At 68.5% G+C, this 23,063-nt stretch carries 12 protein-coding genes; 4 read left to right on the top strand and 8 right to left on the bottom strand.

What is annotated here, in order from left to right; genetic code table 11:
* The 4 genes from NFV80_RS08245 to rarD all read left to right on the top strand — a co-directional run.
* Positions 1–320, top strand: a 320-nt coding sequence (locus NFV80_RS08245) for a peptidoglycan-binding domain-containing protein (protein WP_295327201.1), incomplete at its 5' end; no start/stop codon positions are given.
* Between the two features lie 84 nt (positions 321–404).
* Positions 405–968, top strand: a complete 564-nt coding sequence (locus NFV80_RS08240) for a histidine phosphatase family protein (protein WP_295327202.1) — start codon at positions 405–407, stop codon at positions 966–968.
* Between the two features lie 194 nt (positions 969–1,162).
* Positions 1,163–1,621, top strand: coding sequence for a hypothetical protein (locus NFV80_RS08235; protein ID WP_295327205.1), 459 nt, complete (start codon positions 1,163–1,165; stop codon positions 1,619–1,621).
* Between the two features lie 146 nt (positions 1,622–1,767).
* Positions 1,768–2,655, top strand: coding sequence for an EamA family transporter RarD (gene rarD / locus NFV80_RS08230; RefSeq protein WP_295327207.1), 888 nt, complete (start codon positions 1,768–1,770; stop codon positions 2,653–2,655).
* Positions 2,656–3,074: 419 nt separating this feature from the next.
* Here the strand turns inward: rarD and NFV80_RS08225 are convergent, their stop codons facing one another.
* From NFV80_RS08225 to NFV80_RS08190, 8 genes are all read right to left on the bottom strand, one after another.
* Complete coding sequence (locus NFV80_RS08225; protein WP_295327209.1) at positions 3,075–6,602, bottom strand: glycosyltransferase family 9 protein; 3,528 nt, start codon at positions 6,600–6,602, stop codon at positions 3,075–3,077.
* The gene (locus tag NFV80_RS08220) at positions 6,599–9,943 is read right to left on the bottom strand and encodes a hypothetical protein (RefSeq protein WP_295327211.1); all 3,345 of its coding nucleotides are present in this window, start codon (positions 9,941–9,943) and stop codon (positions 6,599–6,601) included. The genes NFV80_RS08225 and NFV80_RS08220 overlap by 4 nt, the downstream gene beginning before the upstream one ends.
* A complete protein-coding gene (locus NFV80_RS08215; protein WP_295327213.1) occupies positions 9,943–11,904 on the bottom strand; it encodes an ATP-binding protein in 1,962 nt (653 codons plus the stop codon). The genes NFV80_RS08220 and NFV80_RS08215 overlap by 1 nt, the downstream gene beginning before the upstream one ends.
* 14 nt (positions 11,905–11,918) lie before the next feature.
* Positions 11,919–13,841, bottom strand: coding sequence for a hypothetical protein (locus tag NFV80_RS08210; protein ID WP_295327215.1), 1,923 nt, complete (start codon positions 13,839–13,841; stop codon positions 11,919–11,921).
* Between the two features lie 23 nt (positions 13,842–13,864).
* Positions 13,865–15,166 carry a hypothetical protein gene (locus NFV80_RS08205; RefSeq protein WP_295327217.1) on the bottom strand — a complete coding sequence of 434 codons (1,302 nt, stop codon included), beginning with the start codon at positions 15,164–15,166 and terminating at the stop codon, positions 13,865–13,867.
* A gap of 2 nt (positions 15,167–15,168) precedes the next feature.
* A complete protein-coding gene (locus tag NFV80_RS08200) occupies positions 15,169–17,769 on the bottom strand; it encodes a hypothetical protein (RefSeq protein WP_295327219.1) in 2,601 nt (866 codons plus the stop codon).
* Between the two features lie 77 nt (positions 17,770–17,846).
* Entirely contained in the window at positions 17,847–20,816 is a 2,970-nt protein-coding gene (locus NFV80_RS08195) for a phage tail protein (RefSeq protein WP_295327221.1), read from the bottom strand.
* 1 nt (position 20,817) lies between these two features.
* Positions 20,818–23,061: a baseplate J/gp47 family protein gene (locus NFV80_RS08190; RefSeq protein ID WP_295327223.1), complete on the bottom strand. Its 2,244-nt coding sequence runs from the start codon at positions 23,059–23,061 to the stop codon at positions 20,818–20,820.
* Positions 23,062–23,063 lie beyond the last annotated feature (2 nt).

Raw genomic sequence — 23,063 nt, 5'->3', positions numbered from 1 at the left:
GGGAAATACAACGGGTTGGCGCTGTCACGACTTGGGTGATAGGAGGGAACTTCAGATTAGAAGCAAGCTACGATACCGGACTCGCGGCCAATTACGCAAAATGCCAGGCCGGTGCCTTTCGGGACTTGAGGGTTCGGGCAGCGCAATCGTATCTGACATACCTGAATCCACACCGTGGTACGATCGATGGAATCTGTGGCAGGGGCACGCGTTCTGCGCTCAATGAATTTCAGGAGAAGAACGACGTGCCGCTTGCCGACACCATCGGGCCAGCCGAGCTCGATGCCTTGCGCAAGGCTGTCGAGGCAAACTCGGCCTGACGGTTCGGTCGCTGGTTGCTGTGGCTGCCCACGGGGAGATCCTGCTCGCTTTCATCATCGCGGCTTACTAGAAGGAAAACTCGCATGGCTCACCGTATTCTGCACTGCATTTCTGCCGGCATCGTCTGGTTGATCCTCTCTCTCCCTGGAATCGCCCGCGCAGTGCCCGACGCCAACCTGAAAGTGGTCATCATTCGGCACGGAGAGAAACCGGCAAGGGGTGACCATCTGTCCTGCCAGGGGGAGAACCGTTCCCGGCAACTGCCGGCGGTCCTCTACGAAAAGTTCAACAAGCCAAATTATGTTTATGTGCCGTCGCTGAGCCTCGGCACATCGACGGGCCACGCAAGGATGTTCCAGACGGTCGCTCCTTTTGCCATCAGGCACAACCTGACGGTGAACAGCAAGTTCGACGCCAGGAATTATCGCGATGTCAGCGCCGACGTGCAGAAAAAGACCGGTACCGTGTTGCTGGTGTGGGAGCACAGCGCGATTCCTCCGCTCGCCAGGCAACTGGGAGTCAAGAGTCCGCCCGACTGGAAGGACAACGACTTCGACAGCATCTGGGTCATCACGTATGCCAAGGGCAATGCGTCGCTGGCGCTGGACAAGGAGGGCCTGAACCCGTCGCCGGAGTGCAGTCCATAGGTGGCCGATGGTGCTTGGCCGGCGGTAGCGGTGCCTGCCGTCCGGCGCCGCATGGCGCAGCCTTGGCGTCCAGGCCAGACGTGCGACATCGGGCCATCGACGCCAATCGGTTCAGGCCGAAGCCGGCTCGACACGGGCATCTGCCTGGCGCCCGCGGCAAGGTGGCCGCGAAACATTTCGACGGGAGAGCGGAAATGAAGCGATCGAGGTTGTTGCACTGTCTGCTGGCCGGCAGTCTGTTGTCAGGATTGTGCGGGTCTGCCGAAGCACAGGCGTTGTTCCTGGCGCGGCGAGCGATCGGACGCATCGAACAGATGTCGCAGTTCGCGCCGGCCACCGGCGCCGCTTATGATGTCGCGACGGTGATCGTCGAAGTCTCGCCAGACAAGGTCTTCGACACCATCAAGCGTCTGCTGGGCAGGAGCACTGAAGTCCGGGTGACGCGCATCGACGATGCCAGGCGCTCGATCGAGTTCACCGATGGCGTTCAGATCGGCGGCATTCAGGTGAGTACGCTCGGGGAAGATCTCTCGCAACTGATCGTGTCAACCGCCCATCCCGGCGTCACGACCTCGGCCACGTCGACGCTGGTCACGCGCATCCTGGGTGTTTGCCGAGAGCTGAATGTCGTCTGCCAGCGCGCCGAGTCGTGACCCGGCGCCGCGCTGCCGTACGCTGACGGCTCCCGCGCGGGGCCACCGCCCGCGACAGACTCTGCGCTCGTCTCCTCTCGACCTGCCGTATCTGCGCACGCTTCCGGTGGACCGGAGCGGAAGCGCGCAGCGGGAGACCTGAAATCATGCGCGGCAGGCGCCACCTGGCCGGCGTAGCGTTCGGTCTGATCGCATACGGGATCTGGGGATTCTTTCCTCTGTTCTTCCGCCAGCTGGCGCACGTTTCGCCGATCGACGTGTTGAGCAACCGTGCCGTCTGGGCTTTCGTTTTCGTCGGCCTGCTGTTGACACTGCGTCGGCAATGGCAACGGGTCGCCGCCGTTTTCGCGAATTGGCGGCAGTTGTCGATGCTGTCCATGGCCGCATTGCTGATCGGCAGCAACTGGCTGGTCTTCCTGTGGGCCGTCGCCAATCGGCAGGTGGTCGCTTCCAGTCTCGGCTACTTTCTGACGCCGCTGGTCAATGTCCTGCTCGGTCTGGTCGTGCTCAAGGAACGCCTGAACCGGATGGAGTGCTTTTCGGTCGTACTGGCGCTGGCGGCGATCGTGAACGAGGTGATCGCGGTCGGCAGTCTCCCCTGGATTTCCTTGTTCCTCGCCGGCACCTTTGGTACCTATGGGCTGGTGCGCAAGCAATTGCCGGTCGATGCGGTATCCGGCCTGTGGCTGGAAACGCTGGCGATGCTGCCGGCCTGTGTCTTGTACGCCTGGTGGCAGGCCGGCAATGGTCATCCAGTGTTCACCGGGCACGACCTGACGACCACCTGCCTGCTGATCGGCGCCGGCGTCCTTACTGCGCTGCCACTGATCGCTTTCGCCGCAGCGGCGCAGCGGCTCGATCTGGCAACTCTCGGCATGCTGATGTATATCAATCCGACCTTGCAGTTTGTCACTGCGATCCGGATCTTCGGCGAGCCACTGCACATGGCTCAAGTGTTCAGCTTCGGACTGATCTGGCTGGGCCTGCTGGTGTTCAGCTGGAGCGCTTGGGGCAAGTACCGGCGCGTGCCGTAGCCGCCGGCCGCTGACGCACGGCGCGGGACGCAGCAAGGCGTGGGAAATGCGTCATGGTGCAAATGGCGGGAATGATCCCCTGCGCCGTGAGTACCCGGCGTCGCTGTCCCTCGCTCGCGTCACGGCCGATGGCATCTTCGCGAATGCCCGCGCTACCTTCATCGGATGCAACTCGTCGAGCATTCGTCATGCATACCTCCCCTGTGGACTACACACTGCGCCGGTCCTTCCGTGGCAGGTCTTCGCCGAGGTCCGTGATTACCCTCCTGCTCGAGACCACGTGCACGACTCTTGAATCCGGCCTGGCGCCAACCGCCGCCGGCACAATGCGGAGCTTTCTCCCAACCGTGACGGATGGTGCCGATCGCTGCCGCCGATCGACCGGGATAGTCAGGGCAATCACTGCCTCTGGAATGAACTCACACCACTTTCACCAGGCATAGTCCGCCGACTGTCAGCCCCCGTGGCATGCCGGCAACGCCAGCTGCCTGCAGGTCGTCGGCGGATCGCTCGATCGCGGATGCGCTCAGGCCGAGGCTGGATTCCGGCAGTCCGAGCCAGGTGGCGAGGCGCGACGGGCTGACGATCGAGCGGCGATGGTGCCGGTCTTCGAGCGCCTCCGGCACGCACGCCAGATCGAAACTGAGCACCAGCCGGCCACCGGGTTTGAGGATGCGGAGAGCCTCGCGCAGCGCGAGCGCCGGTTGTGCGAGATGTTGCAGTACGGAGATCATCATTACCACGTCGAAACCTTCGGCACTGTCGCCACTGGCGGTCGGCAGCGAGTAGAGAGTCGCTGGCCGCGCTGCAAAGCCCTGGTCAGCCGCCCAGTGGAGGAAATGCCGGGCGGCCTCGCCGTTGCCATCCCAGGCGAAGTCGCGGTCGTAACCGACGACGGCGTGGCCTTGCGATGCCAGCCAGGGGCCCAGTGCGCCACGGCCGCAGCCGAGGTCGGCGATGCGCAACGGCCGGTCGCCGACGTCAGCTTCTCCGATGCCGAGGGCAGTCACGGCGAAAGCGTATTCCCAGCGCTTGGTCGCGTGCACATGGCAACCGGTATGTCGGCTGCGCGCGTGCCCGTCCCGTTCGTCGACGAGTTGGGCGTGCCCGCTGAGTGCGGCGAGGAGCGCAGTGGCGCGAGGCGTCGGCGGTGCCCAGACCGCGCTGGCGGTCGGGCGGAGAGTCAGCGAAGGAATTCTTGCAAGCTCCCCCTCGCAGCGTTCGAGCAGGCGCAGCGCCGCGTCGCGTACGCTGATGGGAGTGATTGCCGCCATGCAGGCGGGCTCGGAAAGGCCGCGCGGGCAGCGTGCCATCCAGTCCGGAGTGCTCCACCAGCAGGGCGTACAGACCCCGGCGTCGAGGTTGATGTTGCCGGCGTAAGCGAAGAAGGCGGGGTCGGTGGGACCGAAGAGGACCACGGACGGAGTGCCGAGCGCGTACGCCGCGTGTACGAGTCCCGATTCTCCATCGATGTGCAGTTCCGCGCCCTGCACGAGCCAGAGGGCCTCGCCCAGCCGGATGCCGCCGATCAGGCATTGATCCACTCCAGGGATCGGGCGACTGCTGCTGCCGCCGATCTGCACGATGCGAAGCTCCGGCCGCACTGCCTTGAGGGCACGCACCAGTTCGCTCCAGTGGGCGAGCGGCCAGCATTTGACGGACTGCCCCGGGCGCACCTGGGCGCTGGTGTCGAACCCGTCATGCACGGTGATCCAGGGGTTGCCGGCAGCGCTCAGATGCCGGAGTGGCCCGACGTCGGCTTCGTCGAGCGCGAGGCACAGTGCTGCCTCATGCGTCGCGCGCCACGCTAGCGGGCCGGGAGTCTGGCAATCGAAGCCGGCGCTCCAGGCCAGCGATTCCCCGCGTCGGCGACCGCCGGCCTGGTTCAGGCGTGCCCAGAAGCCGTCGAGATGAGGATGGCGGTCGACCAGCCCGCGTACGCTGGCAATGCGTTCGTGCGAGCGGGCAATCAATTCGGCGAGCGCGGGGTGCGTGTTTCGCCAACGCTCGGGTTGATCGAAAAAGCGCACGAACTGGGTGATCTCGACGCGCACCCCGCTCGCTTTCGGCCACTCGCGCAGCGAATGCGACACTTTGACCAGGCCGCGACCGCCCAGCGCCTGCTGCGCCAGCTCGGGGCGATCGCTGTACGTGCTGACGTGACCGTAACCGGAGAGCTGCCAGAGCAGCTCGACGATGCGGCCGGCGAGCAGGAGATCGCCGAAGCCACCGCCAAGCCGGATTGCCAGCGGCAGAGGGGCAGGCGGAGGCGGCTTGGGCGGCGTCAGAAGCGGCTCGGCGTGCGCCGACGGCGCGGCTGTCTGGCCGAGTGCCGGAGCGATCTCCAGCAGGCGTTGCGCCACCTGCCGTGGTTCGATTCGCTTCAGGCACTCGAGCCGTTGTCGGCAGTCGCGGCGGCCCCAGGGTTCTGTGCGGCACGCCGGTTCGCAGGCGAGGCCGCCGCTGAGGCTATGCATCGCGGGCCAGGGCATCGCCTCCCGCGCCGGACTGGTCAGGCCGAAGATTCCCAGGGTCGGCACGCCGAGTGCCGCGGCGAGGTGCATCAGACCCGAGTCGTTGGCGACCAGCGCGGCGCACTGGGCGATCAGGCGTGCGCTATCGGCCAGCGGGCGCGGCGAGGTGGCGTCACGCACGTGCGCCGGCCAGCGGATCGGCGTCGCGAAGTAGGTGTCGGCGGTGTCTTCGTCGGCGGCAGTGCCGACGCGCAACACGCACGCGAAATGTTTCGCCAGTTCGCCGTAGCCGTGCCACTTCTTCCACGGCCAGCCGGGCTTGCAGCCCGCGTGCACGGCCAGCGTTCCAGCTTCGATCTCGTCACCGCCGGCGTGCAGCGCGGGCGCCAGCGGCGGCACCGGCAGCGGCCCCGGCCACCCGAGTTCGCGGGCGATGGCTGCAGCGCAAGCCGGATCACCGTGCTCTCGCCAGCGCCGCGGGTCGGCGAGGAGCTGGCGGGCCGCCGGCAGATGTGCGGCGAAAGGCGTCGCCCAGTAGGCGAATACCGCCAGTTCCGGTGGCGCTTCACCGGCGGGCAGGTATTGCGCGCGCGCGCGATCGGCCGGCAACACACGATCGACGCCGCGCGCGCCAGCGAACAGCGCAGCGCAGTCCGGGTAGTCCGCGGCCAGCAGCAGATCGACGGCGTAGCCGGCAGCGTCGAGCACCGGCACCAGCGACGCCCAGCGCAGCACGTCGCCGATGCCGCCCGCCAGCACCAGCGTCGCGCGTGGGCGGTCGATCCGGGCGCTTGTCGGGGTCGCCGCCGCTTGCGCGATGAGGGCGTCGATACGCGCGCGCGGGACCGGCGTCCACCAGGCGCTGGTGGTGTCCTTGCGGCTGGAGTTGCCCGCGTGCACGCTGGCGATGCACAGGGCCGAATCGGCGAGGTCAATCACTTCGGCGGCGTCGGCCGACCAGACGAAATGGTTGTCCTCGCCGATCGAGCGGTCGGGAAAGGGATGCGCGAGCCAGAATTCGCGCCGGTAGAGCAACGTTGCGCCGCACAGCCACGGCTGACGGTTGCCCTGGTAGCGATACTCCCAGGCACGCTCGCCCGACAAATCGCGGAAATAGACCCGGCTGGACCCGCACAGGGCCTTGCCGGGTTTCGCCAGCAAGGCCTGCACCTGTCGGCCGAGGCGGTCGCGAGCGTACCAGTCGTCGTCGTCCCAGTGCGCCAGCAACTCCCCCTGCGCCGCCTGGCAGGCGAAATTGCGCTTGGCGCCGAGGCTGAGGCTAGGCGGGCAGGGTATGTGGCGCACGCGGCCGCTGGCGAGGGCCGGCGCGATACTGTCCGGGACGCCGTCCTCGCTGACGATCAGCAGCTCGGCGTCGGCAAATTCCTGCGCCAGAAAGTTGGCGACCGCGGTGGGCAGCAGCTCGTGCCGCGCGCGGGTAGGCATCAGACAGGAGACGCGGACCGCGGTCATCCCTTGGTGCTGCGTACGAGCAGGAAAATCGCCGGCTTGCTCTTGAGTTTCTTGCTCTGACGAGCTTCGTGCACGGTCATCGTCGTGTTGCCGAGCTTGACCGGGATGTTCTTCACTGTCGCACCGCTGCTGCGGTTCTCGCTGCGGTCGAGCGGCCAGAGATTGTCGAGCGAATCGGGTCCGCCGAGTTGGCGCTCGAGCACGTGGTCGCCATCCATGCCTTCGCCGCCCTGGCTGGATGGCACGAAGCCATAGGGCTTGAAGCGGTCATTGATCTTCCCGCCGCCGCCCGTGCCCTCCTTCTTGCCGTAGGTGAGCAGCATCCCCGTCGATAACGATGCGAACTGGGGTGATAGACCGACCGGCTCGCCGCTGCCGAGCGATTTTTTTGACATCGGCGAATAGGCCTCGACGGGACCGGTCCAGGCTTTGAAGCCGGCGTTGTTGGCAAGCTTCTTGCCGGCCAGCGCGAGCAGACCGACCCTTGCGGCGGCGTTCGACTTACCCACCTGTGCAGCAAGCCAAGGCTGGCGCAGCGGCGTGCCGGTGCCGACGCGTGGGCCGGCGTAGAGTGTTGGATAGGCTGAGGCGCGGCGCTTCGGATAGTCGATCATCAGCGGGTTTGCCTCGCTGCCCTCGCTGTCGCCCGCGGCGAGGAGCTTTTTCAGCGCAGTGGTCATCTCGTCGAGTTCGCTGTCGAGCCGTGCCGACAACTTCGTCATCGCGGTCTCGTCCTCCTTCTTCTCGGCAGCAGACAGCTCGGACTGAGTCTTAAGGATCTTCGCGTCGGCCGCGTTGACAGCGGCGATATCGTTCGCCGTACCCTTGATGTTCACGAATTCCTGCACGAATACCTTCGGCGTGCTGGGCTTGCTGTGCACCATCAGCTTGGCGCTACCCTTGCTCCCGTCGAAGTGCAGCGCGTGGTCCTCACCACCTCCCGAGAAGGGGCGCTTCTTCTTCCACCATTCCAGCAACTTCTGCGCGCCGGCCTTGGCTTTCCCGAACAGTTTCTTCACCACCCCGACGACCTTGGCGATCACCTTGGCGATCACCTTGTCGATCGCGGCGTCGACCTTGCTCTGGACTTTCCTGATGAACTCCTGGATTTTCTTGCTGATGCCGCCGAGGCCGAGCAGGCGGGCGAGAAAGCCGATGACGACGGGAATCGCGCTGGCCAGCGACTTCTCGATCCAGCTGATCGCGCCACCGATCGCGCCGGTCGCGATGGCGTACACGGAATTCACCACTGCCTCGACCAGCGCCATGATCTGCTGCGCCTTTTCGATGACGAACATGACCACGTTGTAGATCGCAATGACCGCCTGCACGATGGCGCCGGCCGGGTTGAACATCGACACCACCTTGGTTACCGCCTGCTGGATGACGGTGGTGATCAGCCAGTCCTGGATGGCGTCGATCACCATTTCCTTGAGGTTGCCGAGATCCTCCTTGATCTTCTCCCAGAGCTTGGCCGGCCCGCCGGTGATCAGTTCCTTGATGTATTCGACGGCCTTCTCGATGACGCTGACGGCGCGCTCGCCGATCAGCTTGACCGCCTTGGCACGCATCCGGTCATAGGTGATGCCGAGCACGTCGAGCACCAGCTTGAGAATCGACGGCAGGCTGAGGTCGGTCGGCAGGGTGATTCCCATTTCGCCGAGCGCGCCGAACAGCCACTTCATGAATCCCGCCTTGAGGTGCGTCCAGATGTTGGCGACGAAGGCGTTGAAACCGCCCTTGACCGCCGCGATCAGGTTGCCGAGAAAGCCGATCGGGTCGTCGAGGATGAGTTGAATGGTTTCCTGGCCCTTCTTGAGGATTCCCATCAGCTTGGCCTTGAATTCCAGAAGCGCCTTGACCACTTCGCCGAGCTTCTCGGCGAACTGCTGCAGCAAGCCCTTGTTCTCGTCCTGCATCGCCTTCAGCGCTTCGTCGGCCTTGTCGAAGGCTTCCTTGTATTTCTGCGCCAGGCTCGAAGCGAGTTCCTCCTTCTTCGCGTCGATGCTCTGCGAAAGTTCGGCGAAACGGTCGCCGACCGCTTTCGCGGCGGCGTCGCCGGCTGCCTTGAGGTTGGCCGGCAGACTCGCGACGTAGGCCTTGATTTCTGCCTGGCCGCGGTCGACCTCGGCCTTGGCCTGTGCCAGACGGGTTTCGACGAGGTTGGCGACCTGGTCGATCAGCCGGTCCATCGCTGCCTGAAATACCTGCCGGCCCTGCGCGTAGAAGGCATTGACCTCTTCCGGCAGTCCGAGCGCCTGGTCGCGCAGCCAGCGTGCGAGGCCGAGGCCGGGGATCGTCAGGTAGCGTTCGAGCTTGTACTTGAAGATGCGGTCATCGACGAAGGACTTCATCGCTGCCAGCGCCGCATCGACGCCGGGGTCGAAGAGGGCGGCCACCTCGCTGTCGAGCGTTGCCAGCTTCGCCTCGACGCGCGTCTTGGTGCGCGCGAAGATGCCTTCGATGTTTGCCGCCACCTTCTGCCGCTCGGCTTCTTCCCTTGCCGCCTGCTGCTGCTGGCGAGTGAGCACCTGTGCGTTGCCGCGTCCGCGCGTGCCGGCCAGCAGCAGGCTGCCGCGCGCCGCGATGCCGCCAGCCTGGGCACGCGCTCCCGAAAGCACCGACGCCTCCCTGGCACGGAAGCCGGCCGGGGCCTTGTCGGCCTGGCTGGCCACCTGCGCCTGCGCGCTGGCCACCGCGCTGAAGCGCGGGTCATTGGCGCGGCCCAGACTCTGCGGCTTGATTTTCTCGTCCTTCAGCGCCTGCGCGGTATCCTGCTTGGACTGATCGAGCGAGACCTCGGCCGGCGTCGCCGGTGGTGGCATCCCTTCTCCGGCGGCGACCGCCGGCTTCTGCGGTGTCGGCTCGGCGGGCAGTGCGCTCGACGGCTGCGCCGGGACGCTGCCGGGATCCGGGTTCTTCTTGCTGGCCTGGTCTACCGGGCCGGCCGCAGCCGCCTTCTGCGCTCCGACGTTGCCCTGCAGCGATCCCTTCATCGCGCCGGACTGGCCGCCGTCCATGAACTTTTCGGTATCGCCGAGCGTCTTCGGCATCGCCTTGTCGATCTCGGCGCGCAGCAGCGCCTTGAACGAGGTCGGCTGCGGTTTCGGGGTCGGCGCTTCCTTGAGCGAATCGACCACTTTTGCCTTGGCTCCCGCGAGTCGTTCGTTGGCCGGCGCCTTGGCCGAGCGCGAAGCCTCCTGCGCCTTGCGCGCAGCCGGAGCGTGCTGCTTGAGTCGCGCCGCGCCGCTCTGTACCTGCTGCGTCACGGCAACGAAGCGCGGGTCGCTCTTCGGGCTGGCGATGCGGCGCGGTGGTGCGCGCAGGGCGAGCATGGCCATCAGCGCGCGAGCGGGAAAAGGCCGCCGCTGCGGCGGTATTCGCGCCGCAGCGCGTCGGCAAGGATTTCGTCGTCGACCGCGCAGTCGAGCGCCAGTGCCGACGAGGTGGCAGCGAGCACGACGTTGCGGATCTGCCCGCCGGAGAGGGTGCACGCCTCGGCGATGCGTTCGAGCATCGCCGCGGGGACAGCGTGCGTTGGCGGCAGGTGCGCGTGCCAGAGATCGAGGCGTTCGTCGAACTCGGGCAGGCGAAAGTTCAGCAGCACGTCGAAGCGGCGCAGAAAAGCGCTGTCGATGCGGTCGAGCGCATTGGTCGTGACCAGTACCAGGCCACGGTGGCTTTCCAGGCGTTGCAGGAGGAAGTTGGTTTCGAGGTTGGCGTAGCGGTCGTGCGCGTTGCCGACGGCGGTGCGCCGGGCGAGCAGCGCGTCGCCTTCGTCGAGCAGCAGCATCACGTCGAGCGCTTCTGCCGCGCCGAGCAACCGGTGCAGGTTGCGTTCGGTTTCGCCGATGTACTTGCTGACCACCGACGACAGGTCGAGGCGGTAGAGCGGCACGCCGAGGCGCTCGGCGAGCACCTGCGCGGCGAGCGTCTTGCCGGTGCCCGACGGTCCGGCGAGCAGCGCGCGGACGCCGGCGTTGAGCCGTGCCGCGAAGGCTGCGGGCAAGGCGTCGCGCAGGCGGTCGCGCTGGCGGCAGCGCGCCTCGAGGCTGGCGAGGTCGCGCCGCAATTCGGTGTCGAGTACCAGCGCGCTCCACTCCGCGCCGCGTGTGTCGAGGCGGCGGGCGAGGCTGTCGAGTTCGGCCGAACCGCCCGCCAGCGCCACCTCGCGCAGGGCAGACGCCTGGCCGGGCAAAGAGTCGCTGGCCTCGACGCGCTGCGCAAGTGCTCGCACCAGGTGCCCGGAAGAAAGATGCAGCAGGCCGGCAAGTCCAGACAGCGCCGCCTCGTCGCGCGCTGGCGCGGCGCTTGCCAGCAGTCGCGCGCGCAGTGCGGCGTCCGGCAGTGGCAGCCGCAGGCTGCGCGCCGGTGCCGGTGGCTCCTCGATGGCATCCTCGTCGCCGCAGACGACGCCGAGCCAGCCATGGTAACCGGCCAGCCGCGGCAGGCGCTGACGTTCGCCCGGCGTGACGCGCAGGCGCACGATCGGGCGCGCTTCGGCAAGGGTGGCAAAGGCCCCCAGCCAAGGCGGCGCATCGCCCGTCGGCAGCGGCCACTCGATCAGCAGGATCTGCCGTCCCTCCCGGCGCGCGAGTGCGGCGAGCAGACTGCCGCGGCCGTTGTGCTCGGGTCCGCGCACGATCAGCGTGCCGCCGAGCCGGGCCAGACGCGGTGTCAGCGCTTCGATCTCGCGACACAGCTCCGGCGGCAGCACCAGTTCGTCGAGTTGCGGCGCAAGTTCCGGCGCCTGCAGGCGGACACCCGGCAGTGGCTCGGTCGGAGCCTCGCCGCGCGCCGCTGACCAGCAGTTCTCCTCGACCTCGTACAGCGCCTCGCTGCGCGTCGCGGTCGCCACACAGGGACGCAGCAGACCGAGTTCGAGCAGCGCGCGCAATGCCGGGCGCAAACCTTCGCGTGGCTGCGTTCCCCACCACGACTGCATCAGTGCCAGACTGGGACGGTTCGCTGCCGCGTCGGAATCGAGCGCCTGGAACACCGGGCCGAAGCGCGCATCCTCCTCGATCAGGCCGTGCGCGAGCCAGACCTCGAGGGTGCTGGCCGGCCAGCCGGCGACCGCCGCCAGCGCCGCCAGCGGATGGTGCGGGGACGAATCCGGGTGTGCCTCGAAAGCCGCGGCGTAATCGTCGAGGAAGCCGAAACGCTCGGCGAGTTCCTCGTCGAGCGTCTCGCGGGCGGTCGCGGCGATGCGCCAGGCGGCGGCCAGCAGCAGCGGGCGGAAACCCTCGGCGGTGCTGCCGTCGCGGTCGCTGCCGTTCTCTTCGAGGTCGTTCGGTTTCATCAGCGTCGGGCCACTCAATCGAAGACAAAACGGAGCTTGCGGCCGGCGCTCGGCAGATAGCCGGGGTCGCGGTCGAGACCGGCGAGCCGCCAGGCGACCGGGTGCTCGTCGAGTGCTTGCACGACGACGATCTCCGCCGCCGAAACCCATAGCAGCGAATTTCCGCGCTGCTGTCGCAGGGCGTTGCCGACCAGCGCCGGCGGAATCGCCAGCGACTGCGCCAGGCGCGCGCGCAGTGATAGCTGGTAGCGCGCCAGCCAGCGCGCGAAGCCGCGTCGCGGTGTCCGATGCAGGTGCTGGCGATGCGGCTCGCTCGGCGGGCGAAAATGTCCGCGGGCGGGAGCGGCAGGGATCGGCCAGACGCGGTCGAAAGCGCAGTCGTCACCGGTCGGCAGTTCGGCGGCCAGACGATCGAGCAGTCCCCAGATTGCGTCGCCGCGTAGCGCCGGTCCGGCCAGAGCGCTGCCGAGCAGGGCCAGCAGGCGCCAGATCGGCACCGGGAAGCCGCGCTCGGTGGGGCGCGTGAAATCCGGGTAAAGGCCGTCGTCGAGCAGCAGGTTGACCAGGAAGAGCAGGCGGCCGTAGCCGCTGCTGATCGCCTGCGGAGCGCTGGCCAACGGGAAGGCGGAGACTTCGTCGTCGGACTCGTCGGGTGGACGAGCGGCCACCTTGGTGCCGGGAACGATCTTGGCGACAACGCGGGCGAGGCGGTCGGCCGGTCGTCGGCGAGGCCGCGATTTCTCTTCGCTGCCTGGAGGAGAGGCGGCGAGGCCCATTCCCGCTGCTGCCGTTCCGCAGACCACGGACGGCGGGTCGCGACCGGTGGTTCCGACCGTCGACACGAGCGCCGTGTCGTCGGCGGTCGGGGGCTCCTCCTGGGAACCGCAGCTGGCCGTCGCTGGCCGAACGGGAGTGGCCGAATGGTGGCTGCTGGCGGAGCCGTCGTCGGCGGGCGCGGGCCGGGGTGCGACGGCGTCGCCCGCCGCCGCGCGCGCGTTCGCTGACGGGCTCGGGGCGTCGCCGCGGGGGGCGGGCGAGGCGTGCGGCAGTGCGACGGATGCAGGCGATGCCGCGGAGGGGATTGCTGACCGCAGCAGGGCCGGAGTCACGATGGCGCTGCCCGGCTCGACCGCCGGCGGGCCGGCGCCCGGCAATTCGGTTGCTGCTTTCGGCGACAGCGGCGTCCGCGGTGCAACGACTGCGGGGGCAGCGAGCGGGAGGTCGGCGGACACGTGGGCCGCGGGAAGCGGTCCTTGCCGTTCCGGCACGACGCCATCTGCGGACGGGCGTCCGAGTGCGGCGGCTTGGGTCCGCATCGGCAGCCGGCCGTCGCCCGTCGCCGCGGGCCGGTCGGAACGTTCGGAAGCGTCGTTGGGCGGCACTGCGTCCGGCAAGCGATCGATTTCCACTCCCCTCGCGCGCAGTTCGGCCGTTGTCCGGGCGGCAAGCCCGGCGCGCGTGAGCAGGCGCAAGGCGGCCGTCGTGGCCGCGGGTCGGTCGCGCCAGGCGGTGCTCCAGTCAGGGTAGCGTTCGCCGAGCAAGGTCCGCCACCACCAGGCGTCAAGACGGCCACTCAGCGCATCCCGTGCGAGGCAGGCGAGCAACTCCGCCTCGTCGCCGAAGAGAACGGCGGCGCACTGCCCGGAGACCATTTCGCAAGCCGGGCGAGCTGCCCGCCGGTAAGCGTCGGTGAGCAGCGCATGGGCGGCACGCGCCGTATCCTGGCGAACCCTGCTCTCCGGTAAGCGTGTCAGATCGAGTCCGGGAACGGCCAGCGCCAGTCGACGCACCATCAGCACCGATTGCGGCGGCAGTGCCGGCAGAGCGCTGGCCACTTCGCTCGCCAGCGCTTCTGCTGCCAGTCGCGCGATGATCGGTTCGCGCAGCGCTGCGTGGCCACGCAAACGGGCGATGGCGAGCGCGGGAGGAGCGTTCATCGTGCGACTGGCAGCGTTTCCGGTCAGCCCTTCGGCGCCCGCCGGGTCCGGTTCGGGGCCTGGGTCAGCACCGACGCGGCGAGCGAACGTTTCGTGGCGTCGGCGCTCTTGTCGTGCAGGGTATGACCGGCGAGGCTGGCGAGCCGTTTCGACGAGCGCTCGTCACCGAGCGTCTCGACGATCGTCGTCCTGTGCCGGTAGCGCAGGCGGAACAGATAGCGATCGCTGCCGCGCATGTGCAGCACTGCCGCCGAAGCGCCGGCGAGCGAGCCGGTGGCGTCGTCCAGCCCCTCGCGCAGGGCTTGCACGAATTCGCCGCGATCGACGGTGAACGGCTCCTTGGGCAGGGCAAGCGAAGTTGCGAAGAAGGCGACGAGAAGGTCGAATTGCGCCTTGTTCAGCAGCGCCAGCGGTGGCAGCGCGACAAAGGCCGCGGCGCCGGCTGCGTTCCGATCTTTCTTCGGGAGCGCCGCCTCGTCGGCAAGCTGATCGACGAACTGGCGAGCGAAAGCTTCCATCTCAAGGGCGTGCGAATTGCGCCAGAAGGTGTCGCCGGCGAATCCCGGCGGTGGCGCGATGCGGCGGCGTGCGGCGGCGCCATCGAGCCAGACCACGTCTGCGTTCTGGTCGATGCGCAGGAGAGCGAGCGGCAGGTCGTCGGCGCTGAGCGTCGGCACGCTGCTGGCCGGCCACCAGCCGATCAAGCGCAGCGCTCCGCTGGGCACTTCCGCCGCCGCCGCGTGGCTGAGCACTGCGGCCGGATCGTCGGGCGCCAGCAGGGCGTGTGCGACCAGGTTGCGCGCCGTCCTGTCGGTGGCGCCCTGCGGCGCACTGACGGCGAGCAGGCGGGCCCGCACCGCCGGCTGTTCGACGTTGCGGTTGCATGCACCGACTTCGCCGAGCAGCGTCGCGGCGCGGCCATTGCCGATCCAGGTCGGTGTCAGCACCAGCAGATACACGCCGGCGGCAGGGCTCGCAAGGTTGGCCATGGCCGCGGCGCAGGTGGCAAAAGCGCTGCTGCGGGCGCTGCCGGAGCTGCCGGCGAGATCGAGATCGACGGCGTCGATGTCGATCACCAGTCCCGAGGGAGTGACGCCCAGGCCGGCGCCAATCGACAGAGCGCTGCTGCCGAAGTCGCCGCTGACCTCCAGGCCGGTGGCGATGCCGCAGCCGATCAGGCGTGCCAACTGGCTCTGGCCGTTTTCGCGCAGCGCCTGCTCTCGCCGGAGATCCTCGGCGGAGAGCAGGCGACCGTTGAAGAAGAAGGTGCGCGCTGCGCCGCTGGCGGCCACCGGCTGATTGAGGGAGATCGCGCTCTCGGTCATGCTCAGCTCCTTCCAATGACCAGCCACAGCTTGAGTCTGACGGCGCCGATCAGGATCAGCGAACGTCCCGCTTCCAGGCCGATGGCGCCCTGGTCCACGGTCCCCTTGTCGGCGAGCAGGACGGGTGGCGCCTTGGGCCCAACCTTGATCACCAGTTCCTGGCCATCGAACAGCGGTGGCGGCAGGGCCACCTGCGCCTGCGCGTCGCCCAGGTACACCAGAACCAGGTCGTTGCTACCCAGGGCTTTCAGATCTTCCTGTGTTTGCGGGAATTCCTGCGCGCTCTTGAGCAGCAGCACTTTCCTTCCGGCGCTGGCTCCGCCAAGGACGACTTCGCTGGTTTCGCTGTTCCACCCGAGGGTGTGGGTGGCAGGGGTGGCAGGGAACTTCGTCAGACGCAGGTCGGCGAAGGTGGGGATGGCCTCCGGGTTCAGATCTTGCACGGTGTCGAGCGTGATGCCGCCGGCACTGGCGTTGACGTTGAGGTTGCGTCCGCCATTGGCGGCGATGACGTCGCCGATGGCAAAGCTGCCGCCATCGTTGCCAACCAGAATCTGGCCATTCTGCGGCGTCCCCACCTGACCGGTGCCGCCTTGCGCCGGGGCCAGGGGAAGCGTTATGTCGCTGCCGGCAGCCTCGATCGTCAGATTCCATCCCAGTCGCCGCATCGGAAGTTCGATCGGCGACGGCTGGTCGACACGGTCGGGTCGTGTCGGAATGTCGACAGGCGACGGCAGGTCGACGGGGCCAGGCCGCGCCGGGCCATCGATCGGCGACGGAAGGACGACACGCTGCAGCGACAAGGTGACATTCCTGCCCGCCACCAGGTTCGCCAGCACGTATTCCGGCGGCGCGTCGTCGTTGCGGCCGACCAGCATCTGCAGCGGCTGCGGCCGTGCCGAGAGTCCGGTGCCGCCGTCTTCGATGCGCACCGGTTGTCCCTGTCCGGGTGCGTAGTAATAGGTCGCCTCGTTGCCGACATTGGCTTCGACGCCGTCCCAGCGGACAGCCTTGACAAAATCGCCGGCAGCATTGCTGCCGATCACCGCCGAGGCGAGGGGGGCGACGTTCAATCCGCTGGCAGTGACGCCGCCGTTGGCAGTAAATGCGCCGGTCACCGTCGCCGGGCCGCTGACTTCCAGCGCGCCGGCGGTGAGGGTGCCGCTTACCGTCAGACCCGCAAAGCTCGGAGAGGCATCGGGGTCGATGTTCTGGACGGTATCGAGCAGGATGTTCGGGGCGGCCGTGTTCACGTCGACGTTGATATTGGCGACCTGTGCGTCGCCTTCGCCGTGCGTCGCGCCGGTCAGCCAGCCGAGGGTGAACGTCGGCGGGACGCTCTCGGGCGCTCCGACCAACAGCTGTCCGGGCTGCGGTCCGGCGCTCTGACCGGTGCCACCGTCCGCAACCGGGATCGGAGTGTCCATGTCGGGACCATAGTAGTCGGCGCCAGCCTCGTTACCCGGCCAGATCAGCGCCGGTTGCAAGACCCCGTCACTCCCCGAGATTTCGACCTTTGCCATCCTGCGCGCTGCGCCGGCGAAAGCCGCGTGCAGATCCTGCGCGTCCGGCAGTCGCGGGTCGCTGTTGCCGAGCACATAGTGGGCATTGCGCGGTGCATCGTCGGCCTTGGTCAACAACCACTCCTGCAACAGGCGCTGATGTGCCAGTTGCGGGCGGCCGAGCAGGCGCACGCCTGCGAGGGACGACAGCGCGCCGGCGGTGAGCTTGCAATCGATCGTACCGAGCAGCAGCCCGTTTTCGGCACCGTCCTCGGCCGGCGGGACCGGGCCGTGCTTGGCGAGGTAGAGAGCACGCAGACGGCGAATCCAGACGTCGAAGGCGGCGCTGACGAATTCCGCATAGTGGTCGTAGGGAATCACCAGGTTCTGGTACAGCGTCGCTGCCGGCGCCGGTGTTTCGGCCAGCGGGGGGTTGCCGTTGGCTGGCCAGCCGGCCTGGATCGCCTGCGCGACCGCCTGTTCCACCGCTGCCTGGAACGCTCCCAGGTCGGGAGCAGGAGAGGGATGTGCCTGTACCTCGATCCTGCGCAACCAGGCGACGAAGCTGCGCAGCGCGTCGTCTTCGCGGCTCGCCGGCGGCGTCCAGGAGAAATCGAGGGTGAAGCTGTCGGCGATGCGCGAGTCGGCCTGCAGCGCACTTTCGTCGCGGCATGGTTCGCCCGGGATGGGTACCGGCGTGCCGGCGGTTTCGGCATAACGCAGGACGACGTAGACGCTGTGATCGCCGCTGTCGTTGCGCTTGTCCGGCCCGGACAGCCAGTCGCCGAGTGATGCGCACTGATCGACCGTGACGGCGACCAGCTTGCCGTCGGGCAGCAGCGCCAGACCGGGAGTGACCCGAACTTCGACTTTGCTGGCGGCGGACGGCGGTGGCGGGTCGGTCTTCACCTCGAGGCCACTGATCACCCCATAACCGATCGTCTCGCGCAACCCGCGCTCGTCGCGGGCGGCCAGGTACAGGTGCTCCTGACGGAAATCGTCGACGCCGAGCACCATGCCGAAAGTGAAATTGACGCGCTTGCTCGGGTCGAGCGCTGCGTCGGGAGCGGGGGCGAAGGTGGAGCCGCTGCAGCAGGTCATGATGGCCTCCGGATAGGGAAATTAGGGGAAAAGTGGCGTCAGTGGCATCGGAGGAGCGTTCCGACCGGACATGAGTGTCAGCCGCGATCCAGACCGACGCGGTCGGCCGGCGGTTGCGGACGGGCGGGCGACAGTCGCGCACCGCCGAGATCGCTGCGCCCGAGGACGGCCGGATCGAAGGCGCCGCTGCCGTAAGCCAGCGCGGCCAGTTCGGGGCGACGCGCGAGACCGGCCTCGAGGCGGGTATCGAGCCCCAGGCGGGCTTCGCCGACGCGGAAGAGGTCGAAACCGAAACGTACCTCGGCGGTGGTGTGCGCCGGTTTGTCACGCTCGACGACGCGCAGCACCGAGGCGCGGCGACGCGCCAGATCGTCGAGATCGAGTTCGCCGCTCGGCAGTGGCAGGACGATGCGGAAGCGATGGGCGTTGGCCAAGCCGCGCAGCACCTGCGCTTCGAAGCGATGCCAGTCGGCCAGCGCAGCATCCGCCGCTGGCAGCACGATCGGCGACGGAATCTGCGCGAAGCTTCGCCAGCGGCTGCCCCAGGCGACGTTGAGTGCCGATACCCGGCGCCAGCGGCGAGCAAGAAAATCCTGCCAGCGTTGACGCAGCGGCGCGCACGGGCGGCTGGTGGCGAGATAGGAACTCCATTCCATCGTGTCGGCTGGTTCGTCGGTCGGTTGTGCCGGCCGTGCGCCGGGGTCGTGACCCGCGGCGTCGCACCACGCCGCCCACAGGCGAGCCTCTTCGAGCGCGGCGCGCGGAACGAAACCCAGTGCGCGCTGCAGCTGCGCACGCCGTCCGGGTTGCGCGGCGGCCAGCGCGGCGGCGCCGCTGACGTCGAGCGCCGCAAGTTCGCCAGGATCGGGCAGCGACGGGTCGCCGTCGAGCCGGTCGGGCGCGAGCAGCAGCGCACGTCCGTCGAGCGGACGCCAGACCGTGGCCGGCAATGGCGCGAGCAGGCCGAAGAGCTCCTGCAGGCGCAGGCCGTGCGGACGTTCGGCCAGCGTTTCGGGATCGCGCAACCAGTTCTCGTCGACGTTGCGCTCCCACGCCAGGGTGGCGCCGAGCAGCAGCCCCGGCACCGTCCCACGGCGAGCGTGTACGCTCATCGCGTGGCGGATGAGGAGGCGCTTGCGCGCTTCGTCGTTGGCCGGGTCGAATGCCAGTCCCAGCCAGCCGGACAGCCATTCGAGGCTTTCCGCGGGCGCGGTGCGCGCGTCGAACAGCCACTGGACGGCAGCGATGCGATCTTCCCAGCGGGTGAACTCGCCTTCGAACAGGGCGAGCAGACGGTCGAGGAAATCGGCGCTGGCGGTGTCCGCGCGAAAAACCGGTGGCAGGTACTCGTTGGCGTAGGAAAAGCGCGGATACCAGACGCGCAGTGCCGCGAGCGACGGCGTCTGGCGGCCGTCGCCAGTGACCGTCAGACGAGTCTGCAGCCAGCGGCCGTGCGCGGCCTGCAGCAGGACTTCCCAGGTGCCGGCGGGGGTGTCGCCGGAATCGCGCCAAGGCAGCTCGCTGCCGCGCGCCGAACGCAGCAGCGTCGGTTCGACACGCCAGTCGGCCCGCGCCAGATCCTCGGCGCTCTCGGCAGTCCGCGTCTCGACGGCGACGTCGGTCCCCGGCGGCAGGCGCAGATCGATCGCCAGACGATGCCAGACGCAACCGGGCAGGCCGCTGTCCCAGATCGGCGAGCTCAGCGTCGCTGCCCGCAGGTAGCGGGGCTGCGCGAGCGCCAGGAGCGGCGCCCAGTAGCCTTCGCTGGCGTAGAAGACGCGCGCATCCGGGTACGCGTGCAGGCGGACACCGGCGGCCAGCGCGGCCAGTCCCATCCCCCGGTAGCGACGCATCGGCAGGTACTCGCCAACGATTGCGACGATCAGGCCACCATCCTGCCATCCTGCCGCGAGTCGGTACGCCTGGTCGCCGGCGGCATCGACGACGATTGCCGAGAACGGTGCGTCAGCCGCCGCTTCGCTCGCTGCCTGCGCACTCCTGCCCCAGTCGATGGCCAGCGCGCGCGTCGCCAGGGACGGGGTGACACGGTCGAGGGTAATCGCGCCGATCAGCGGATTGAGCGCGACGACGCCGGCGTCGCCGCCGGGGTCGATCGCGAGCGGCAGGTTCGCCACCACCGGTTGGCCGGCGATCACCGGGATCGGTTTGCCGTCCAGGCCGATTGCGCCGAGCCAGGCGCTGCCCGCTTGGCCGGGAAGCTGGCTGAGTACCAGCAGGCGGCCGCCGGGCAATACTGCGACGGCACCGGCCTGCGCGCCGGCAGGCAAGGCCGGGCCGAGATCGAGTTCGCAGGGTTCACCGCCGGCGGTGGCGACGGCTTCGACCGGCAGCGGCGGCGGCGCGAAAACCGGCGGCTGCTCGTGGCGGGGAACGCGCGGCTTCAGATCCGGGCCGGTACGCAGCAGTCGATTGGCAAGCAAGGCTCCGACGCCGCCATCGTCGAGTGCGACCAATGCCTCGGCGGGCATCTCGGCGATTGCCGGCCAGGTCTGGAAAAGGGGCGGGCCGGCGCCGTAGAGATCGAAAATCAACAGCCCGCCGGCTTCCTGCGAAGCAGCGATGAGATAGTGGCCGCGACTCACCGTGATCGCGTCGAGTCGCGGCAGGCCCGGCACGCTGCTGGCGGGCGTCGCCGGCTGGAAAAATCCGGCCGGCGGGGTGCGTTCGCCGCCGCGGTAACCCTCGATCTCGCCGACGGCATCATGCGCAGGTTCGCCGGCCGTGGCGCCGCTCACCGGCCAGAAGTCGCTGTCCACGCCGCTGCCGGCGGAACGAATGCGCACGCTGTGGCGGTCGGGAGCGAGCGAATAGAGATTGCCGTAGGAGTCAAAAACGCCTCCGCGGCCGCTCTCTTCGGTGAGCGGGGCGTTCGTGCCGACGCCTGACCTGAATTCGAAAAGGAGAGGCCTGAGCACCAGCGCACCGTTGCGCCAGACGAAGCGGGGGTCGCCGTCAGTCGCCGGCAGGCAGCCGGTCCAGTCGCCTTCGCTTACCAGCGCGTGGTAGCGGCTGCCGTTGGCATCCATTTCAGCACTCCTGCGGAACCTGCGGCACCGGCATCCGGCGCCGGCCGCTGCCGCCGGAACCACCGCTTTCGCCATCGCCCTGTGCACCGCTGCCGCGCCCGATCAGTTCGTCGAGCGGCACCGGGTCGCCGAGGCTCACTGCGAGGCCGGCGATGTAAGGCAGTTGCAGACCCTGCATGGCAACGCTGTCGCGGCGACTGCCGCCGGCGTCGCCGAGCAACAGCCCGGTCACTCCCGCGACGCCTTCGCTGCGTGCCACGACGGTCGCCAGTTCGAGCGCGCCGACCGCTCGGAACAGCGGCCAGCCGTTTTCCAGGCCTGGAATCGTCGGTACAGGCGCGCCGGTGACTGCCGGTGGCAGCGGCGCAAGGTGAAAGGCGAGAGCCGCACGCACGCGTTCGCGGACGGTGGCGACCGCCTGGCCGGCGACGATCTCGATGCCGACGCTGATCCACACCCCCGTATAGATCGGCGCACGCAGCAGCACTTCGCAGGTCACCAGCCGGCGCGGTGCAAGGTACTTGCACAGCGCGTCGATGAAGTTGGCGTCGGGGCGCGGGGTATCCGGGTGTTGCGGGTCGAGGCGGGGAATGACCATCGCGGTGACCACGCCGGGCTGGTCGCCAGGCAAGGCCGGTGACAGTTCCGGGTGCCAGGCGGCGAGCACCTCGACGCGGCCGACGTCGGCGCCGGGAGCTGCCTTGAGCACTTCGACGAAATCGTCGGCGCTGACCGCCCGGTCGCGATGGCGCAGCACCAGCGGGATGCGCTTTTCCGCGTCGCCCGCCTGCTCGGCGTCGGTGCCGCCGGTGCACGGCAGCGGATTGGCAAGCTTGAAACCCGGCGGCAGATCGGGGCCGAGCTTGATCGCACCAGCGGCAACGTTGCCGGCGGCACCGGCCGACCAGTCGAAGGCGACCGCGATTTCCGCACCGAGAGCGGGGCGGGCGCCGCGCACGCCGTCGCCGAAGCGCAGGATGCCGGCTTCGGCGTCGAGCGCAAATACCGTCGAACCCGGGCGTCCTTCGGCAGGTGCGGCCTCGAGTTCGTCGGTGAGATCCCAGCGCTGGCCCTGCACCGCGACGACGATCGAGTCGGCGAGCACCTGCCCGTGGCTCAGCGTGCGGCGCTGGTCGGCTTCGCCATCGCCGGGAGCGAGCAGTTCGCGTGCGATGCGGCTGCGCTGGGTGACCGGCACGCAATGCACTCCGGCCCAGCGCAGTTGCACGCCGGCACCGGCGAGGCCGTCGACGCGCAACCAGGTCAGCAGGCGCTGGCTGATCTGGTCGTCGTTGAGCACCGGCGGGCGGTCGCCGACGCCGGCTTCGAGCGGTTCGTCGTCGGACCAGGTGACCAAGGCTTCGACGGCTTTCGGGAGCGTCACCTGGAGGATGCCAGGGCGATCAGGGAAGCCTGCGGGTGCCACCGAATCGAGACGCGAGTAGTGGGTACCACTGGCCGCGGGATTGGGAATCCAGACGCTGAACGCCGGCGGCGGCGTCGCCGGGCTGCCGGCAATGAGGCGTGCGGCGGGGTCGCTGCGTTCCGGCACGAGGCCGATCGACAGCGTGCGCCCGGCGAGTTGTGCGCGCACCGCAGCGCGTTCGCTTTCGCCCGCCTTGGGTGGTGCGAGGAGCGCCAGCCAGAGAGCCCCATCGACGGCATCGGCGCCGACGTCGAGGGCTGCCGGCAGATCGTCGAGGGCGACGGTTTCGTAGAGAACCGGGTCGACCGGTGTGCCGGTGGCAGTGCTCGCGTCCTGCGCCAGCGCGTCGAAGTCGCGACCGGTCGCTTCGTAGAGCTGCCGGTAGTAATCGACCAGCGCGCTGTCGGGGCTGTTGAGTGTGCGTTTGAACACTGCCAGTCCTTCGATCGGCGGAACGTCGAGGCCGCTGTCGCTGACGAAAGGAAGGGCTCCGGCGAAGAAGGTCAGCCCGGACGGCAGGGTGACGTTCAGGCGGGCGCCGGCTTCATTGCGCAATTGCACCAGACCGTGCGCCGAGGCTGCCGGCAGCAACGGCACGCCAAGGAGCTGCAGGAACTTGAGGCGATTGCGTTCGGGAATCAGGTTGGCCCGATAGAGCAGGCTTTCGGCCATGAAGGCGAACAGCTCGACGAGCGTGACGCCGGGGTCGGATGGGCCGGTGTGCGTCCATTCCGGGGTGTGGATCGAAACGCGGGCGAGCGCATCGCGGACGAGTTGCTCGTAGTTGCGGTCGTCGATGGCAGGCAGGTTGATCGGCATGG

Source organism: Accumulibacter sp., from assembly GCF_023806565.1.
Lineage (GTDB): Bacteria > Pseudomonadota > Gammaproteobacteria > Burkholderiales > Rhodocyclaceae > Accumulibacter.
This window is presented reverse-complemented; position numbering and strand designations above follow the sequence as displayed.